At 58.6% G+C, this 19139-nt stretch carries 18 protein-coding genes; 6 read left to right on the plus strand and 12 right to left on the minus strand.

Annotated features, from left to right (window positions below; genetic code table 11):
• Positions 1-54 precede the first annotated feature (54 nt).
• Entirely contained in the window at positions 55-372 is a 318-nt protein-coding gene (locus tag BLT54_RS03305) for a hypothetical protein (RefSeq protein WP_074640988.1), read from the plus strand.
• Positions 373-473: 101 nt separating this feature from the next.
• Here the strand turns inward: BLT54_RS03305 and BLT54_RS03310 are convergent, their stop codons facing one another.
• The 4 genes from BLT54_RS03310 to proS all read right to left on the minus strand — a co-directional run bounded on the left by BLT54_RS03310 (position 474) and on the right by proS (position 4548).
• Entirely contained in the window at positions 474-1154 is a 681-nt protein-coding gene (locus BLT54_RS03310) for an ABC transporter ATP-binding protein (protein ID WP_074640991.1), read from the minus strand.
• Positions 1147-2442 (minus strand): lipoprotein-releasing ABC transporter permease subunit, encoded by a 1296-nt coding sequence (locus BLT54_RS03315; protein WP_074640993.1) that lies wholly within the window; start codon positions 2440-2442, stop codon positions 1147-1149. Before BLT54_RS03315 ends, BLT54_RS03310 begins: the two co-directional genes overlap by 8 nt.
• Positions 2443-2558: 116 nt before the next feature.
• Positions 2559-3068 (minus strand): DUF2937 family protein, encoded by a 510-nt coding sequence (locus BLT54_RS03320; protein WP_074640996.1) that lies wholly within the window; start codon positions 3066-3068, stop codon positions 2559-2561.
• Positions 3069-3210: 142 nt separating this feature from the next.
• Positions 3211-4548: a proline--tRNA ligase gene (gene proS / locus BLT54_RS03325; protein ID WP_074640998.1), complete on the minus strand. Its 1338-nt coding sequence runs from the start codon at positions 4546-4548 to the stop codon at positions 3211-3213.
• Positions 4549-4769: 221 nt separating this feature from the next.
• Here proS and BLT54_RS03330 point away from each other — a divergent pair, with 221 nt between their 5' ends.
• The 3 genes from BLT54_RS03330 (at position 4770) to BLT54_RS03340 (ending at position 8343) form a co-directional block, all read left to right on the plus strand.
• Positions 4770-5885 (plus strand): AI-2E family transporter, encoded by a 1116-nt coding sequence (locus BLT54_RS03330; RefSeq protein ID WP_074641000.1) that lies wholly within the window; start codon positions 4770-4772, stop codon positions 5883-5885.
• Positions 5886-5888: 3 nt separating this feature from the next.
• Positions 5889-6572, plus strand: coding sequence for a P-loop NTPase family protein (locus BLT54_RS03335; RefSeq protein WP_074641003.1), 684 nt, complete (start codon positions 5889-5891; stop codon positions 6570-6572).
• Positions 6573-6780: 208 nt separating this feature from the next.
• Positions 6781-8343 carry a Ppx/GppA family phosphatase gene (locus tag BLT54_RS03340; protein ID WP_074641005.1) on the plus strand — a complete coding sequence of 521 codons (1563 nt, stop codon included), beginning with the start codon at positions 6781-6783 and terminating at the stop codon, positions 8341-8343.
• Here BLT54_RS03340 and BLT54_RS03345 read toward each other — a convergent pair.
• From BLT54_RS03345 to BLT54_RS03365, 5 genes are all read right to left on the minus strand, one after another.
• Positions 8340-8657 carry a hypothetical protein gene (locus BLT54_RS03345; protein ID WP_074641007.1) on the minus strand — a complete coding sequence of 106 codons (318 nt, stop codon included), beginning with the start codon at positions 8655-8657 and terminating at the stop codon, positions 8340-8342. The genes BLT54_RS03340 and BLT54_RS03345 overlap by 4 nt on opposite strands.
• 9 nt (positions 8658-8666) lie before the next feature.
• Positions 8667-9740, minus strand: coding sequence for an endonuclease/exonuclease/phosphatase family protein (locus BLT54_RS03350; RefSeq protein ID WP_074641008.1), 1074 nt, complete (start codon positions 9738-9740; stop codon positions 8667-8669).
• Position 9741: 1 nt separating this feature from the next.
• Positions 9742-10425, minus strand: coding sequence for a molecular chaperone DjiA (locus BLT54_RS03355; protein ID WP_074641011.1), 684 nt, complete (start codon positions 10423-10425; stop codon positions 9742-9744).
• 77 nt (positions 10426-10502) lie between these two features.
• On the minus strand, positions 10503-11006 hold the full coding sequence (locus BLT54_RS03360) for a GNAT family N-acetyltransferase (protein WP_074641013.1): 504 nt from the start codon (positions 11004-11006) through the stop codon (positions 10503-10505).
• On the minus strand, positions 11003-11623 hold the full coding sequence (locus BLT54_RS03365) for a VOC family protein (RefSeq protein ID WP_074641015.1): 621 nt from the start codon (positions 11621-11623) through the stop codon (positions 11003-11005). The genes BLT54_RS03360 and BLT54_RS03365 overlap by 4 nt, the downstream gene beginning before the upstream one ends.
• Before the next feature lie 102 nt (positions 11624-11725).
• Between BLT54_RS03365 and nhaA the strand changes: the two genes are divergently transcribed.
• Positions 11726-12940, plus strand: a complete 1215-nt coding sequence (nhaA, locus tag BLT54_RS03370; RefSeq protein WP_074641017.1) for a Na+/H+ antiporter NhaA — start codon at positions 11726-11728, stop codon at positions 12938-12940.
• A 73-nt stretch (positions 12941-13013) separates the two neighbouring features.
• Here nhaA and scpA read toward each other — a convergent pair whose 3' ends face one another.
• Entirely contained in the window at positions 13014-15143 is a 2130-nt protein-coding gene (scpA, locus tag BLT54_RS03375) for a methylmalonyl-CoA mutase (RefSeq protein WP_074641020.1), read from the minus strand.
• 104 nt (positions 15144-15247) lie between these two features.
• On the opposite strand from scpA, the gene BLT54_RS03380 reads away from it, so the two are divergent.
• On the plus strand, positions 15248-15691 hold the full coding sequence (locus BLT54_RS03380; RefSeq protein WP_074641023.1) for a DUF4174 domain-containing protein: 444 nt from the start codon (positions 15248-15250) through the stop codon (positions 15689-15691).
• 1 nt (position 15692) lies between these two features.
• Here BLT54_RS03380 and BLT54_RS03385 read toward each other — a convergent pair whose 3' ends face one another.
• Together BLT54_RS03385 and BLT54_RS03390 are read right to left on the minus strand one after the other, a co-directional pair.
• Positions 15693-16916: a Y-family DNA polymerase gene (locus BLT54_RS03385; RefSeq protein WP_074641025.1), complete on the minus strand. Its 1224-nt coding sequence runs from the start codon at positions 16914-16916 to the stop codon at positions 15693-15695.
• A 113-nt stretch (positions 16917-17029) separates the two neighbouring features.
• A complete protein-coding gene (locus BLT54_RS03390; RefSeq protein ID WP_074641027.1) occupies positions 17030-19027 on the minus strand; it encodes an acetyl-CoA carboxylase biotin carboxylase subunit in 1998 nt (665 codons plus the stop codon).
• Positions 19028-19139 lie beyond the last annotated feature (112 nt).

Here is a 19139-nt window from a genome sequence, read left to right on the forward strand (position 1 = left end):
CAACCTTCCCCCGCCGCCTCCGGTATAGTGCGGAAAACCCATTTGGAGGCTCGCATGTCCAATCTGACCAAACCGCTTCTTATCGCCGTCATGGCCCTCACCGCCGCGCCGGCCTTGGCGGATAAAGGCCATAACAATGGCAAAGGCTGGGGCGTTGGTCACGTCCCGCCCGGTCACGCCAAGAAAATGCGCTATGGCTACGGGGATCGCCTCCCGGAGGGCTATGTGATCCTGCGCGATTATGATCGCTATCACCTGCCTGACCCGGATGGCGACCGCTATGCGCAATATGACGGGCAAATCTATAAGGTCGCCCGCGATGCCGCCACCGTGGTTTCGGCCATCGGGATTATTTCTGATCTGTTGAATTGACCCTTTAGGGGTCGGCCCTCAGCACGGGTGGGGCCGACCCAAATTCTCCCGACACACATCATGTATCTTTTGCATGAAAACAGCGGCTTACGACCGACATCTCACGCAGGGACGACCTGTCCCATATCCAGCTTCACCACCCGGTCCATCTTGGCCGCCAACTCATGATTGTGCGTGGCGATCAGCGCCGACAGCCCCTCGTCGCGCACCAATCCCATCAGCACGTCAAACACCAAATCCGAGGTCTCGGGGTCAAGGTTCCCGGTCGGCTCATCCGCCAGCAAAAGCCCCGGCCCATTGGCCAGCGCGCGGCAAAACGCCACCCGTTGTTGTTCGCCCCCCGACAGCGCGGCGGGGCGGTGCAAAGCGCGCGACGAAATTCCGACTTTGTCCAAAAGGCTCATGGCGCGGGCTTCGGCCTCAGCCACAGGCACGGCATTGGCAAGTTGCGGCAGGACCACGTTTTCAAGCGCGGTGAATTCCGGCAACAGGTGGTGAAATTGGTAGATGAACCCTACACCCGCGCGGCGCATCGCGGTGCGCCGACGATCGCCCAGACCCGTCATGTCCTGCCCATCAATCGTCACCGTCCCCGCGTCCGGCACGTCCAACAGCCCGGCGATGTGCAACAGCGTCGATTTCCCCGCCCCGGACGGCGCGGTCAGGGCCACGACCTCGCCGCGCGCAATATTCAAATCAATGCCGCGCAGGACCTCGATTTGGTTGGGTTTTCCGGCGTTGTAGGTCTTGGTGATGCCTTTGATCTCCAACATATTATTCATAACGCAGCGCCTCCACCGGGTTCATCCGCGCGGCTCGGCGCGCCGGGAAAATCGTGACCACAAAGGACAGGCCAAGCGAGAGCGACACCGCCTTAAACACATCCGCCGCGCGCAATTCCGCCGGCAGAGCATAGATGCCCCGGATCGACGGGTCCCACACACCGCCGCCATTCATCCAATTCACAAAGGACATAATCTGATCAATGTAGATGGCAAACAGCGACCCGATGAGCACGCCAAACACTGTGCCGACCAGGCCAGTGAGCGAGCCACAGATGAAAAAGATCCGCAGCACGGAAGCCTCGGTCAGCCCGATGGTGCGCAAAATACCAATGTCGCGACCTTTGTTTTTGACCAACATGATCAGGCCGGAAACAATGTTCATCGCCGCAATCAGCACGAGGACCGAGAGGATGACGAACATCACATTGTCCTCGATGTCGAGCGCGCGCAGGAATGACCCCGACGCATCGCGCCAGGTCCAAACCAGCCCACGCTCCCCCACCGCTTGCAGCAGGGGAATGGCCATCTCATCGACCGCTTCGGGATGGGTCACCATGACCTCGATCTCATCGGCGGTGTCGCCGCGGTTGAAATAGGTTTGCGCTTCAGAGAATGGCAGGTAAACCCGAGTTTTATCAATATCATAGCGACCCGCAGAAAAGACATAAACGACCTCGAAAGAGGACACGCGCGGACTTGTACCAAAGGCGGTCTTGGCCCCGTCCGGCGAGATCAATTTGATCTTATCGCCGACCGTCACGCCCAGATCACGCGCCACACCGGAGCCGATGGCAACGCCGTCCGCAAAGCGGGTGACATCGCCCCAGTGGTCGTCCGGAGTGATCGCCACGCGGGGGATCGTCATCAGGTCGTCAGGTGCGATGCCGTAAATCTCGACCCCCGCATTGGAGCCACGATAAGAGGCCAAAACCTGTCCCTTCACCAAAGGTGCGGCACGGGTGACGCCGGGCACGGCGGCAAGGGATTTGGCCCATTGCGTGTAGTCCGGGATGGTGCGCGCGGTTTGGCCCGCCTCATCGACATAGATCGAGGAATAGACCGTCACATGGGCGTTGGAGCCAAGGATTGTGGCAACAAATTCATCGCGGAACCCAGTGCGCACGGCCAATGTGATGATCAGCGCCGCCACCGCCAAAGTGATCCCGATCAGAGAGATCCAGGTCATCACCGAGACGCCGCCTTCTTCGCGTCGGGCCCGCAGATAAGCCCATGCGATTTTCCACTCAAAGCGTGAGAAGGGCTTGGTTGATTTGGCCTGTGTCATGGTCCGATGGGGCTCCGTTTAAAGTTGCCAGACCATTCCCTTTGACAGGGCAAAGGTCAAGCGCCCGCCCGGATTTTGCACAAACAGACGCGTGAACAGAGCGTTACAGTAATGGCTTAGAAGGTCAGCCCGTCTTTGGATTTGCGGCGCTTGAACGGCCAAGCCAAAAGCCACAACACGGCAAACACGCCGCCCCATCCGGAGAAATATCCGATCAGCGCGGACAGGCCACCCGCCACAGAAAGCGGCATGGCAGGCACGAAATTGTCCCATGTGGTGCGGGCCAATTCAAAGTCGGAGATGCGCTGTGGCATGGTCAGACGCTCCAGCGGCGAGGCATCGCGCAGCATCGCCAAATCTTCGGACAAGCGATCATAGCGGGCGAAGGTGATGCGCATATCGCGACGGCGGTTTTCCAAAAACACCGAACCGCCCATCGAGGCCAGTGCAGCCTCGCGCGTCATATCGGCCTTTTGCGCCGAGGCGTCAAAATCCGTGATCACAACGGCAAGTGCATCCACCTGACCGCCGAGCCTTTGGGTATATTGTTGGGAAAACTCTGGGAACTGGGAAACAATGGCAGCCCCAAACAGGCCACCCACAAGTGTGAGTGTTTTGACGATCATGTCGCGCTCCTCTGCCTCGCCCCCATCTGACGCGGGGGTCGTGGCGCGAAGGTTAAAAGGATTCGGGGGCGCAAGACAAACATGTCCCCGCCCCCGATGATCAAAACCGCGATTTCTTGCCTATTGCGGCCAAGATCGGCGTTTATAAATCCGCGTAAATTTTAGCAATTTTCGCGATGGCCAATTCCGGCGTCAACTCTTCGCTCTCCCCCGTGCGCCGCGAGGTGACTTCGACAACACCGTTTTTCAAACCGCGCGGACCAACGGTGATCCGCCACGGCAGGCCGATGATGTCCATGGTGGCAAATTTGCCGCCCGCGCGTTCGTCCCGGTCATCATACAAAGGCTCAAGCCCAAGCGCCTCGAAGGATTTGTACAGCGCCTCACAGGCCCCATCCGCCTCCGCATCGCCCTGTTTCAGGTTGACGATGCCAACATGAAAGGGCGTCACACCTTCGGGCCAGATGATGCCTTTGTCATCGTGATTGGCTTCGATCAATGCGCCCAAAAGGCGGGACACACCAATGCCGTGCGAGCCCATTTGGACCGGGGTCGGTTTGCCATCCGGGCCTTGGACGGTTGCGCCCATGGCTTCGGAATATTTGGTGCCAAAAAAGAAAATCTGACCGACTTCGATGCCACGCGCTACGCGACGGCGCTCTTCGGGGACCTGTTCGAACAGGGCGGCGTCATGGGTTTCATCGGTGCGGGCATAGAGCGAAGTGAATTCTTTCATCACCGCATGACAGGCCTCATGGCTGTCGTAATCAATCTCGCGTTTGCCGAGTTTGATGTCGGTGACGGCGGCGTCATAAAACACCTCGGATTCACCCGTTTCGGCCAGCACGAGGAACTCATGGGTGTCATCGCCGCCAATCGGACCGGAATCGGCGCGCATCGGAATCGCCTGAAGGCCCATGCGCTCATATGTGCGGATATAGCTGACCAGATGACGGTTGTAGGAGTGCATCGCATCCTCAACGGTCAGATCAAAGTTATAACCGTCTTTCATCAGGAATTCGCGGCCCCGCATCACGCCAAAGCGCGGACGGACTTCGTCGCGGAATTTCCATTGAATGTGGTAAAGTGTGAGCGGCAAGTCTTTGTAACTGCGCACATAAGAGCGAAAGATGTCGGTGATCATCTCCTCGTTCGTGGGCCCGTAAAGCATATCGCGGCCATGGCGGTCGGTGATGCGCAGCATCTCTTCGCCATAATCGTCATAGCGCCCGCTTTCGCGCCACAGATCGGCGGACTGGAGCGTCGGCATCAAGAGCGGGATATGACCCGCACGCTGTTGCTCTTCGTGGACGATCTGTTCCACTTTTTTCAGGACCTTGTAGCCCAAAGGCAGCCAGGAATAGATCCCCGCCGCCTGTTGGCGGATCATGCCCGCGCGCAACATCAGGCGGTGCGAGACGATTTGGGCCTCAGACGGCGTTTCTTTCAGAACCGGGAGAAAATAGCGCGACAGACGCATGCGGGGATGCCCTCAAGTGATGATCAGGTTTGCTTCGGTCTAAGCGATCACCATGGAGCACACAAGCCAAAGCAGCACCAAACGCCTGTTCCCCGACCGTTCCGGCCCTTGCGGCCCTTGCGACACAGGGCCATGGCGGGTCTGATCGCGTCGCTTCCCCTTGAAACCTGCCCCTTCACAGGCGATATGGGAGCAAAGCAAAGCGACACCAAAGGGATACTATGGCCTTACCAGTCCGCGATCAGATGAAATACTGGGGCTTTGCGGCGGCGGGGTTCTTTGCGCTGTTGTGGTTGCTCGGCGATGTGATTTTGCCCTTCGTCTTAGGCATGGCGGTGGCCTATATGTTGGACCCGGTGGCGGATCGGCTTGAATCTTGGGGGTTTAGCCGGGTGGCCGCCACATTGACGATCACCCTATCCGCCGTCATTCTGTTTGTGCTGGCCGCCCTGGTGGTCTTGCCGACACTGGTGCGCCAAGCGACCGATCTGGTCAACACGGCGCCGGACCTGTTCAACAATCTCCAGACATTTTTGACCGCAAAATTCCCGGTTTTGCTGGATGAAAACTCGCAATTGCACCAAACCCTATTGCAAATCGGCGAGGCCATACGCTCAAAAGGCGGCGAACTTTTGTCCTCTGTGCTCTCCTCGGCGATGAGCGTGTTTAACATCGCGGTGCTGCTTGTGTTGGTGCCCGTGATCACCTTTTACCTGTTGCTCGACTGGGACCGGATGGTCGCCGAAGTCGACGCGCTTTTGCCACGCGATTACGCCCCGGTGATCCGCACTCTGGCCTCTGACATCGATCGCACGCTGGCCTCGTTCATCCGCGGTCAGGGCGCGGTCTGTCTGATTTTGGGAACGTTTTATGCCGCAAGCCTGATGCTGGTGGGGTTGAAATTCGGCCTTGTCGCCGGTGCCATTGCCGGAATCCTGACCTTTATCCCCTATGTCGGCGTCGCCGTTGGCGGCGTTTTGGCCATCGGCCTGGCTTTGTTTCAGTTCTGGGGCGAATGGTATTGGATCGCCGCCGTGGTTGGCATTTTTGTCTTTGGGCAATTTGTTGAGGGCAATATCCTGACCCCCAATCTGGTCGGCTCCTCCGTAGGCTTGCACCCGGTGTGGCTGATCTTTGCGCTGTCTGCCTTTGGCACGGTGTTTGGCTTTGTCGGCATGTTGGTGGCCGTGCCGCTTGCCGCCGCCCTTGGCGTTGTCGCGCGGTTCGCCGCCAATCAATACCGCGAGGGCCGTCTCTATAGGGGCCTTTCCGATGAGGCTGCGCCGATGCCCGCGGAGCAATCTGAACTTGACAGCACACGCGGCGGCGAAAGCTAAGCCATGGCTGAGCAACTCACCTTGGATTTGCCAGCCCGCGAAGCGCTGGGACGGGATGCATTTTTTGTTGCGCCCTCCAATATGTTGGCGCTGGCCACTTTGGACGCGACGGAGACATGGCCCTCGGGCAAGCTGGTCCTGATCGGCCCGGCGGGCGCGGGCAAAACCCATATGGCACAGGTCTGGGCCAATGATCGCGATGCCGTGATCCTCGCCTCAGCAGATTTGGCAGAGGCCGACATCCCCGCCCTCGCCGCGCGCCGCTTTGTTGTGGTTGAAGACGCTGATCGGCTGCCTGATCTGCCCGATGCGCGCGCCGCCGAAGAGGCGTTGTTTCACCTGCACAACCTGACCTTGGCCGAGGGTGGACGGCTTTTGCTGACCGCATGCACGGCACCAAACCGCTGGGCGCTGTCTCTGCCCGATCTGGCCTCGCGGATGCAGGGCACCCCCGTGGCACATATCGAGCCGCCCGATGACATGTTGCTCACCGTGCTTTTGGTCAAACAATTTGAGGACCGCCAACTCATCGTGCCCGAGCACCTGATCACATGGCTGGTCAAACGTATGGAACGCTCGGCAGCGGCGGCGCGCGACATTGTCGAGGCTTTGGATCGCGAGGCCCTGCGTGCCGGAAAACCGATTTCACGCGCCTTGGCGGCGCGGATTTTGGAGTCTGAGCGCTAAATCCAAACCCGTTTTCTTTTCTGCACAGATTTCAAGCAATTGACAGGACCCTATCGCATTTGGCACTGTCGCACGCGAAGCGAAAGCCTTTTGCAATCGACTTGAGACATGGGTAAATTGTAAAAGGCTCACACCTTCGCAATGTTGCACGGCGTTTCCCGAAAACCTGTTTCTCAGGTTTTTCGCAAAACGCTTTAGGGGATACACTTTGACCACATCGACGGATGCCGCCCAATCTGGCGCGGAGCAACAGGATTGGGGCGTGTTTGGCCGCCCTCTGTTTCTCGACGAAGAGGCGCGGGCCTTGTCCCGTGTGGGCGTAGTCGATGTTGGATCAAACTCCGTACGCCTTGTCGTCTTTGACGGCGCGGCGCGCAGTCCGGCCTATTTCTACAATGAAAAAATCATGTGTGGATTGGGCGCGGGGTTGCGGGAAACCGGGCGGTTGAACCCCGAAGGCAAATTGCGGGCCATGGTCGCCATCCGGCGGTTTCAAAAATTGGCCCAAGGCATGGGAATCCCCCCGCTCACAGCCGTCGCCACGGCTGCGGTGCGGGAGGCTGAGGACGGTCCTGCTTTTCGGGAGGAGATTGAGCGGGAGACCGGCCTCAGCCTTTGGGTGATTGACGGCGAAGAAGAGGCGCGGCTCTCGGCCCAGGGCGTGTTGCTGGGCTGGCCGGAAGCGGACGGTTTGGTCTGTGACATCGGCGGCTCGTCGATGGAGCTTGCGGTCGTCGCCGGCGGCAAGGTTGGCAAACGTCTGACCTCGCCGCTTGGGCCGCTGAAACTTCAAGGGCTTAAAGGCGGGCGCAAAGGCCTTAAGGATCATATCGCCCCGATCATGGCCGATCTTGTCGCCAAAATGGGTAAAAATCACAAACGGATTTACCTGGTCGGCGGCTCATGGCGGGCGATTGCGCGGATCGACATGGAACGGCGCAATTATCCGCTTCATGTGTTGCACGAATACCGGATGTCGAGCCGGGCGGTCACGGACACGATCAAGTTCATTCGCAAAAGCAACATGGATGAGCTGCGCGCCAAAACCGGCACCTCATCGGCGCGGATGAGCCTTGTTCCGATCGCCTCCGAAGTGCTGCGCCAACTGGTCCATGCCTTTCATCCCAAAGAGATTTGCATCTCGTCCTACGGTATCCGCGAGGGGCTTTTGTATGAGCAAATGCCCGAACAGATCCGCGTCCGCGATCCGTTGATCGAAGCCTGCCGGTTTTCCGAAATGAAAGACGCGCGCACACCCGGATTTGGCAAGCGCTTGCATCGGTTCATCGAACCGATGTTCCGCGCCCGCCAGTATGAGAAAATGCGCATCGTGCGTGCCGCCTGTCTGTTGCATGACGTGACGTGGCGGGCGCACCCTGACTACCGCGCCGAGGTGTGTTTTGACAATGCGACCCGCGCCAATCTTGGCGGGCTGACCCATAGTGAGCGGATTTTTCTGGGGCTGGCGCTGTTGCACCGCTACAAAAATTCGCGCGACGGCACCCCTTTTGCCAACTTGATCGAGATGCTGTCAGACAAAGAAAAACGCGATGCGGAGGTTTTGGGCAAAGCCATGCGATTTGGTGCGATGTTCGCGTTTGAAGCCCCGGATGAGCTGGCCAAACTCGACTATTTCCCGAAAAAGAAAGTGTTGATCCTGACGTTGCGCCCCGAGGCCGAAGACCTGTTTGGCGAAGTGGCGCAAGCGCGGTTTCAGTCGCTTGCCAGCAGTTTGGGCGCGCAGGCCGAAATCAAACACGCCAAGTTTTAAATATCCATTGCACCCTCCGGTGCATCGTCAGGTGCGGCCTCTTGATCCGGCGTGGGGGCCTCTTTGATCGGCGGCTTGCGCCGGATCAGGATGTCGCCATTGGGCAAGATCACAGGCGGATCATAGGCCGTCACATCATCCATCACCCCGTCCAGCTCTTTGAGCGCGGGCTCCATCTTTTGAAACAACTGCTCCAGCAACATGCGCGCCCCTTCGCGCATCAAATCCATGCCCTCAGACGCCTCCTGCGCCGCGAGCGGGGAGGTGGAGAGCACAAGAAGGCTCAGAGATGTGCGGGCGACAATCTGTTTCATGATGACAGCCTACACGATCTGCTCCGAGATTTCAGCCTTTGGTGGCAAGGTGAGATCAATCGTGACCGGGAAATGATCCGAGGCGGTCAAAAGTGCGTGTTGCAACTCCGGTGTGGTGAAACAGACCGGATCATCAAACGGGTGCCAAATCCGCCATGTCGTCCCGGCGCGCAGGCTCTGCGAGACCATCACATAGTCCAGCAGGGCCGACAGATAGCGTTTTTCCTGCTGGATATAAAACCGCGCCGAAGACAGGGCCTCGCCGCCGCGGCGCGCAAAGGCTTTGATCGCATGGGGATCATAGAGGCGCATATTTTGGTCCACATCCGGGTCCTCGCGCCCCATCACAACCTCAACGCCTGAGCGACCGAACAGCTTTTCATACTCATCCAGCCCCGGCCCATCGTTGAAATCGCCCAACACGATGATCGGCTCCCCCGCCGCCAAATGCGCCTCGACCCGCTCACGCAGCCAAATGCATTGCGCCAATTGTTTGCGGCGGTTTTCAATCGAAATGCGGATCTCGTCTTTTTGACCACGCGCGCCATGCGGGGCCTTGGATTTCACATGCACGCCGATCATGCGAAAGGCAAAGCCATCGGCACAGGTCTCCATCGCAAGCTCCAGCGGCGGCTTGGAAAACCGCACCTCTTCGCGATCACGGTCGGTATCAAGATCCAGTCGAAAGACCGAATTGAACGCCGGAACGTCAAGCCCGGTGCCAATATCCGCCGGCGCCCCCATCGGATCGTGATGCGCCCGCAGCACCTTGGGGTCATACATCAAGGCGATCTCTTGCTGGGTCTCGTTGACAAATCCTATTTCCACGGCAGTGGTGCGCAGCCCGGCCCAGAGGGCGAACTGTTCAAGCGCGCGCACCGTGTCGCGGCGTCGGTTGGTGTCCGGGGCCTCGATCACCATCACCGCATCGGCGTCCATCGCGGTGAAGACAATGCCCAACGCCTCAAGCTGTGCGGCGCGGGTGATGTTGTATCTGGCCGACCATTCCGTGTCGGCGAGCGGGCGTCCTTTGGTGTCAAACAGCGCATCAAACCATTCGACATTATAAGTGGCAATGCGCATGTCAGGCCGCACGCTCTGCGCTGATTTCATCCCAGGCAGCGTTGATTTCACTCATCCGGTCATTGGCCAACTGCACCGCCTCTTTAGGGACACCACGGGCGACCATCCGGTCGGGATGGGTTTCGCGCACCAAGGCGCGATAGGCCAATTTGATCTCACTGAGCGGCGCATCGGGGGGCACGCCCAAGACCTCATAGGGATCGCGCAATGCCTCTGGCACATAGCGCGCGCGCAGGGCGCGAAACGCCCGGTCATTGACGTCGAAAATCTCCGCCACCCGGGCCAAAAATGCATCTTCGCCGGGGTGATATTCACCGTCCGCCATGGCGATGTGGAACAAGCCATCCAGCAAATCCATCAAGGGACGACAGTCCTTGCCATACATTTTCTTCACGCTCTTGGCGTAGTCTTCAAACCCTGCCACGTCTTGACGCGCGAGGTTGAACACCCGCGCGGCGGCGGCTTCGTCCTCTTTGGCGATTTGGAACACTTCGCGAAAGGCCGTGACCTCGTCTCGGGTGACAAGCCCGTCCGCCTTGGCCATTTTCGCGCCCAAGGCGATCACCCCAATGGCAAAGCCCACGCGCCGCTCCGGCTCTGAACGAAACTGTTCAAAGACCGCGGCCAGGCTTTCACCGGCGCGAAGCGCTTTCAGCGCCTCCATGATGAGGGACCAAATCGACATGAGAGGACTTTAGCCTGTGGCGCCTGCGCTGTCAGGCCGCAAAACACTCTGCAGCCACGACATTTACGTGACAGATGTTACAAAAACTTCTGCATGAACAGGACATCGAGCCACCGCTCAAATTTAAACCCGGCCTGCGGCACACGCCCCGCCTCTTTGTAGCCAAGCGCCTTGTGAAAGGCGATGGAGGCGGCGTTGTCACCATCAATCGCCCCGATCATCGAATGCAGCCCCGCCTCGCGGGCATGTTCTTCGATCATCAGCATCAACACCCGGCCAAGCCCCCGCCCCTGCGCCGCGTCATTGAGATAAACCGAATGCTCCATGGTAAAGCGGTAGCCATTGTTGCCGGGACGGAACTGATCATAGGTGGCATAGCCCACCACCTCGCCCTCAAGCTCGGCGACATAAAAAGCGCGGCCGCGGGCGTGGCGATCGGTGACCATGGCGGCCCATTCGGACGTCTCGCGTTCGACGGAGGAAAACGACGCGGTCGAGTCCGCAATCACCGGCGCCATGATGGCTTTGAGGGCGGGCGCGTCCTCAGGTGTGGCCGCGCGCAGGTGGGGATGATGTGTCATGCGATCCAAATCTCTCCAGAGGGGGTGCTGATTTCGGCGGTCAGGCCGGGGGTGTCCGATTGTACAATGCGCACATGTTCCATCGCCGCAACAAAGGGCGACAAAGCGGCGCGTAGCGCGTCTGGTTCGGGGTGGGAAATCTTGAGCCGCCGCATCAAAAGACCTGCGTCCGGCAAGGCGCGCACCGGGCGGGGCGAATGCCATTCGATCAGCGCCGGAAAGCAATCATCAAAGGGCAAAACACCGGTTTCCGGCACAATCATCCGCCATGCATAATCCCCCCGGCGAAAGGACAAGATACGCCCAACATTGGCCGGTGCCAATTCCCACGCCTCTTCAAGATCGGGGCAAGAGACGACCCAATGAGTCAGGCGTGGCGGGCCACCAAAATTGTCCAAATCAAACCATCGCGGATAATCGGGACGCAGCGCGTCATGATCGGGCGCGATGACTTCGAGATAGGCGTCGGGGCGCATTGCCACCAGATGATTCTGCGTGCCCATATCGGGATGCACGCCGCGTGGACCAAATTCGACATCCAGCAACCCCTCAGCCCACTCTTTCCCCTGCTGTAAATCGGCAGCAGAAACCACTAAATGGTCAATCCGATAGGGCATTTTGTTTGTCCTGACTAAAATGCTGTTGAAATCATCGAGGCTGCCCCCATCTCTAGGTGACACCCATTTTGATCAACCTTCAGGAAAGAATAGAAAAAGACAATGCTCCTGCGCAAATTGGAACAATTCTTCGACAGTGAGGCCTCCGGCGGTATCGTGCTTATGGTGGCTGCCGTCGCCGCGATGTTCGTGGCAAACTCTTCGCTTTACCCGCTTTATGATGGCGTTCTCTCCTCATATTTCTCCGTAACCCTTGGGGGAGAAGGATTATCCAAACCTTTGATTCTATGGATCAATGACGGCCTGATGGCGGTGTTTTTCCTGTTGGTTGGGTTGGAATTGAAACGCGAGCTTTTGGAAGGCAAACTCAAGAATCCGCGCGATGTGGTTTTGCCGGGCATGGCCGCCGTGGGTGGCATGTTTGTGCCGGCGATCATTTATTTTACGCTCAACCTCTCCTCACCCGAGACTCACTCCGGCTGGGCAATCCCGGCGGCCACCGACATTGCCTTTGCTTTGGGTATTTTGGCACTTGTGGGGGATCGCGTCCCCTCCTCGCTTAAAATCTTTTTGCTGACGCTGGCCATTTTGGACGATTTGGGCGCGATCCTGATCATCGCGTTTTTCTACACCTCAGAGTTGCACCTCGATTACCTGTTCCTGGCCGCGATCCCGCTGTTGATCATGTTCCTGATGAACCGGGCGGGCATTCACCGCATCGCACCGCTCATCCTCATGGGCACCATCCTTTGGGTGTTGGTGCTGAAATCCGGGGTTCATGCGACCTTGGCCGGGGTGATCACTGCCTTCTTTATCCCGCTCAAAGACAAATGGGGCAAATCGCCCCTTCATGCGCTTGAACATGCGCTCTCGCCCTATGTCTTCTTTGTCATCGTGCCGATTTTTGCCTTTGCCAATGCGGGCGTAGTGTTGACGGGCGTGACCATGGCCGATGTGCTTTCGCCGCTGCCTTTGGGCATCGCTTTGGGCCTGATTTTGGGCAAGCAAATCGGCGTGTTTGGCATCACATGGCTGTTGGTGAAATTCGGCGTGGCGCGCAAACCCTTTGGCGCCACATGGATGCACATTTATGGTGTGGCAGCGCTTGCGGGCATCGGTTTCACCATGTCGCTGTTCATCGGTGGGCTGTCCTTTGAGGACGCGTTCTACATGAACGAAGTGCGCATCGGCGTGCTGTCAGGCTCTGTGATCTCCGCGATCATCGGCTTTACCGTGCTGAAACTCGCGCCCTCTGCCAAGGACGACAAGGACACAGAAGAAGAGCTTCTCTCCCCTGCGGTTCACGCCTCACATTGAGCGCAACCTGTGGTTTGAAAGAGAAAGGGCCGGGATATGTCCCGGCCCTTTTAACATGTCTCTGAAACCTGGATCAGTCCTGACCCGCGCTCAGAATATCCAAAATCTCACGCGCCGCTGTCGGGATATTGGTGCCCGGACCAAAAATCGCTTTGACGCCCGCGTTGTAGAGATACTCGTAATCCTGCTGCGGGATCACACCGCCACAGATCACGATGATCTCTTCCGCGCCCTGCGCTTTCAGCGCTTCGATCAGCTTCGGCGCAAGGGTCTTGTGACCCGCCGCTTGCGAGGAAATGCCGACGATATGCACATCGTTGTCGATGGCATCTTGGGCGGCCTCTTCCGGGGTTTGGAACAGCGGGCCAACGTCGACGTCAAAGCCGATATCGGCAAAGGCGGTGGCGATGACTTTTGCGCCGCGATCATGGCCGTCCTGGCCCATTTTCACCACGAGCATCCGGGGACGACGCCCCTCTTTCTCGGCAAAGATTTCCACGTCTTTTTGGATTTGGGCAAAACCTTCGTCGCCCTCATAGGCCGCGCCGTAGACGCCCGCCAAGGTTTTCACTTCGGCGCGGTGGCGGCCGAACACTTTTTCCATAGCCATCGAGATTTCTCCCACGGTTGCACGGGCGCGGGCGGCATCCACCGCCAACGCAAGCAGGTTGCCCTTGCCGGATTTCGCCGCCTCTTCCAGTGCGGCCAATGTCGCCTCGACCGCCGCCCCGTCGCGGCTGGCACGGATGCTCTCCAACCGCTTGACCTGGCTGACGCGCACGGCAACGTTGTCGACGTCCAAAATGTCGATCGGGTCTTCTTTGTCCTTGCGGTATTTGTTGACGCCGACGATCACCTCGGTGCCCCGGTCGATCTGGGCCTGACGCCGGGCGGCGGTTTCTTCGATCCGCAGTTTTGGCATGCCGGAATTGACCGCCTTGGTCATGCCGCCCATCTCTTCGATCTCTTCCATCAAAGCCCAGGCTTTGTCGGCAAGTTCCTTGGTCAGGCTTTCAACATAGTAAGAGCCCGCCAACGGATCGACGACATGGGTGATGCCGGTCTCTTCTTGCAGGATCAACTGGGTGTTGCGGGCGATGCGGGCCGAGAATTCGGTCGGCAAAGCAATGGCTTCGTCGAGCGCATTGGTGTGCAGTGATTGCGTGCCGCCCAAAGCCGCCGACATCGCCTCATAGGCGGTGCGGATGACGTTGTTATAGGGGTCTTGCTCTTGCAGCGAGACACCAGAGGTTTGGCAATGGGTGCGCAGCATTTTGGATTTGTCGGATTTCGGATTGAATTCCTCCATCACGCGGGTCCACAGGAACCGCGCGGCGCGCAGTTTCGCCGCCTCCATGAAAAAATTCATACCAATCGCAAAGAAGAACGAGAGGCGCGGTGCGAACCGGTCCACGTCCATCCCCGCCTTGATCGCCGTGCGCACATATTCGCGGCCATCGGCCAGCGTAAACGCCAGCTCTTGCACCAGATTCGCGCCCGCTTCCTGCATATGGTAGCCGGAGATCGAGATCGAGTTGAATTTCGGCATCTCATTGGCGGTGTATTCAATGATATCCGCGATGATTTTCATCGAAGGTTCGGGCGGATAAATATAGGTGTTGCGCACCATGAACTCTTTGAGAATGTCGTTTTGGATGGTCCCGGCCAGAAGCGCCTTGTCATGACCCTGCTCTTCGCCGGTCACAATGAAAGACGCCAAAATCGGGATCACAGCCCCATTCATCGTCATCGAGACGGAGACTTTATCAAGTGGAATGCCGTCAAACAGGATTTTCATATCCTCGACCGAGTCAATCGCCACACCCGCTTTGCCGACATCGCCCACCACACGCGGGTGATCGGAATCATAGCCACGGTGGGTGGCCAAATCGAAGGCCACGGAGACGCCTTGCTGCCCCGCATCAAGTGCCTTGCGGTAAAACGCGTTTGATTCTTCGGCGGTGGAGAAGCCCGCATATTGGCGGATCGTCCAAGGCCGCCCGGCGTACATCGTCGCCTTCACGCCACGGGTAAACGGGGCCTGCCCCGGCGTATTGCCAAGGTGCTCCATGCCGACCAAATCGTCCTCGGCGTAGAGCGGCTTGACCTTGATGCCCTCAAGCGTCTCCCAGTCAAGCGTCTCAAGCGGCTTGCCCCGCAGTTCACTTGCCGCAAGCGCTTCCCACTTTTTCCTGTCCGTCATTTTCAGGCTCCTCTCCGTTTTCTTTCACCGCATCCCATATGGGGGGCGCTTAAGCTTGGTTTGGTCCTCGGGACACCCTATATAGAGGGTATCCGGGAGGTCCGATGAAACATATCTATGCCGCAGCACTTACAGCCGTCTTTCTTATGTCATCCCCCGCGCTCCGGGCGCAGGAGGTGGAATTTGTCGCACAGGATGCCGGCGAGATCGCACTCTCCGAGTTCAAATGGACCCACAGGGTCTTGGTGGTTTTTGCCGACAGCCCGCTGGACCCGAGTTTCCGCGAACAATTGGACCTTTTGGCCACACGCCCGGAGGCGCTTTTGGAACGCGATGTGGTGGTGATCACCGACACCGACCCGGCGGCCAAAAGCATGGTGCGCACAGAACTGCGTCCGCGCGGATTTGGTCTTGTGATTGTCGACAAAGATGGCCGCGTGATGCTGCGCAAACCCGATCCGTGGAACGTGCGCGAAATCACCCGCGCGATTGACAAAACGCCGCTGCGGCAACAGGAAATCCAAAACGCGCTGCACGGTGGCGGCTGAGCTACTCGCGAAAATCTTCGACCGTCGGAATGCGGCCAAAGGCGATTTTGGCCCCGGTATAGGCCACATGATGCGGCGGCAAGAGGCCATAACGCACGGTGTCCTGTCCGAAACGTTGATTGAGACGGTCGATGGCAAGGCACAAAGCGCGCCGATCCGTCTCGGGCGCAAACAGATCGTCCATCACATCGGCTGCGGGCAAAAGCCCCGCCAATGTCACCGAGACAGAGCGCAGTGGCACGGCGGGTGCCGCGGCCCAAAGCCCGGACAGGGTGTTGAGCAAAAAGAACGTGTCCTGCGTGGCGCGGATCGTGCTGTCTTGTGTGATCCCCTGCCCCGATATCGGGCGTAGGCCCAAAGACAGGCTGCGGGCGTAAAGCCCCTCGCGCCGCAACCGCGCCGCCGCCTTGACCAGCAACCGCCGGGACACCAAACGCGCGCCCTCTGGCGTTTTGTTCCCATTGGTCAGCACCTGCCCATGGCCGATCATGTTTCTGCGGGTCTCTGGCCAGACCACGGTCTCGCCCCTGAGTTCGCGCACAAACCGTTCGCCCGACACGCTGCCCCAAATCGCACGGGCACGTTTGGGCGCGATGCGATAGAGCGTTGGAACATCCATGATCCCCGCCGCCTCCAACCGCGCGCGCATCCGCCATGACACCCCCGGCAAATCGTCCAGCGCCAGATGGGCAATCCGGTCTGGCAGCACATGAGGCAAAAGCCAATGCAACCCGCCCGGTTTTTCCAACCCGGCGGCGAGTTTGGCCAAAAGCCGGGTCGGCCCAAGCCCGACAGAACAGCGCAACGCCGGGCTGACCTGCGTCAGAACCGCCTGTTGCAAAGCGCGTCCGATGTCCAAGGCGCGCGGCAGCTCTTGTTGTGATCCCATCAAGAGACAGGAACATTCGTCGATCGACCAGATCCGATGCACCGGGATGATCGTCTCGACCGCCTGCAAAATCGCGTGGTGAAAATCGACACAAATGTCGTGTTTGACCGGACGAAACACGATGCCCGGACAGAGGCTGCGCGCCTCGTCCTGCCGTGTCCCCATGCCGACACCTTTGCGCTTGGCCTCGATGCTGGCGGCAATACAGGCCGCATTCGGCGCATCGGCTGTCAACACCCCCACAGGCCGCCCCATCAGCGCAGGTTCTTCGGCCTGCGCCACGGAGGCGTAAAAGCTGTTCATATCGAAAAACAGCGTTGAAACACGCAATGTCATGGCCGGGCGCCTCGCGACGAGAGAGAAGGTCTAAGTTAGAACAAAATGAGAACATTTGTCCAGCCCCTCCCCGCACGCTCTCGGCGCGATATGCCCGCCCGGCCAAGATCACCTTATTCGAACTCCATGATCACGTCGTCGACGGCCAGACTGTCACCGGGGGCTGCGTTGATTTTGGACACGATGCCTTTGCGTTCAGCGCGCAGGATGTTTTCCATTTTCATCGCTTCAACCGTGCACAGCGCCTGGCCTTCCTGGACCTCATCGCCCTCTTCGACGTTCACTTTGACGATCAGGCCCGGCATCGGGCAGAGCAACAATTTGGACGTGTCTGGTGGCAGTTTTTCGATCATGAATTTGGACAGTTCGGCTGCGCGCGGCGAGCGGACATAGACCTTCATATCGGCACCCCGGTTGCGGATGCGGAACCCGCCCGGCGTTTTGCCCACTTTCAGCGTCAAATGGCTGTCACCCATGTCGATCACGGCCAGACTTTCGCCCGGCACCCATGTGCTTTCACAACGCAATTTCTTGTCGTTGATCAACACGGTCGAGCCGGATTTATCCGCCTCAATCGTCAGTGGGAAATCGAGATCGCCGATCTGCACGACCCAATCATTGGGCACCACGCGTTCATGGTTGTCCATCCGCCCCGACACGCGGGTGCGGCGAATTTCAGCAACGCGGTACATCGACGCCGTGGCTGCAGCGATCCGTTCCAGATCCGCGTAGGGCAGTTCAACCCCTTCAAATCCTTCGGGATATTCCTCTTCGATAAAGGCCGTGGTCATTTCACCCGCGATGAATTTCGGGTGATCATAGACGGCGGAGAGGAACGGCAGGTTGTGACCGATGCCTTCGACTTCAAACCCATCGAGCGCATTGCGCATGTTCTCAATCGCGGTTGCGCGATCCGGGCCCCACGTGCAAAGTTTTGCAATCATCGGGTCATAATACATCGAAATTTCGCCACCCTCATAAACGCCCGTGTCGTTGCGCACGACATTGGTGTCGGTGACGATTTCCGCCGGTGGGCGGTATGTCGACAGACGCCCGATGGACGGCAAAAAGCCGCGATAGGGGTCTTCGGCGTACAGGCGGCTTTCCATCGCCCAGCCGTTGATTTTCACATCGCCTTGGGTGATGGAGAGCGGCTCGCCATTGGCGATGCGGATCATCTGTTCGACCAGATCGATGCCGGTGATCAACTCGGTCACAGGGTGTTCCACCTGAAGGCGGGTGTTCATTTCCAAGAAGTAGAAATTGCGGTCGCCATCGACGATGAATTCCACGGTGCCCGCGGAGGCATAATCCACCGCTTTCGCGAGTGCGACGGCCTGTTCGCCCATGGCTTTGCGGGTCTCTGGATCAAGGAACGGCGACGGGGCTTCTTCGATGACCTTTTGGTTGCGGCGTTGGATCGAACATTCGCGCTCATTCAGATAGATGCCATTGCCATGGGTATCGCAAAGCACCTGAATTTCGATATGGCGCGGTTGGGTGACGAATTTCTCGATGAAAATCCGGTCATCGCCAAAGGAGCTTGCGGCTTCGTTTTTCGACGACTGAAAGCCTTCGCGGGCCTCTTCGTCCGTCCATGCGATCCGCATCCCCTTACCGCCGCCACCGGCGGAGGCTTTGATCATCACCGGATAACCGATCTGGTTGGAGATTTTCACCGCCTCATCCGCATCCGAGATCAGGCCCATATAGCCCGGAACGGTCGAAACACCGGCCTCTTGCGCCAGTTTTTTCGAGGTGATTTTGTCGCCCATGGCCTCAATCGCACCGACCGGGGGGCCAACAAAGGCCACGCCCTCAGCCGCCAGAGCCTCGGCGAATTTCGAGTTCTCGGAAAGGAACCCATAGCCCGGATGGACCGCCTGCGCGCCGGTCTGGCGGATCGCATCCATCACCTTGTCGATGACGATATAGGATTGGTTTGCGGGCGGCGGGCCGATGTGAACCGCCTCATCCGCCATCGCCACATGCAGGGCGTTTTTATCCGCATCGGAATAAATGGCGACCGTTTTGATCCCCATTTTCTTCGCGGTTTTCATCACACGGCATGCAATCTCGCCGCGGTTCGCAATCAGGATCTTGTCAAACATCCACAGTCCCTCTCCCTTTTCTCAAGTCTCAGCAGGCCACGCGCACGGTTGCACGGGTGGTCTTTGAACTTTCTGTCATGATGGTCGGTATGGTTTTGGCCACAAAAAAGCC

Origin of the sequence: Celeribacter baekdonensis (assembly GCF_900102315.1) — a bacterium.
Classification (GTDB): domain Bacteria; phylum Pseudomonadota; class Alphaproteobacteria; order Rhodobacterales; family Rhodobacteraceae; genus Celeribacter; species Celeribacter baekdonensis.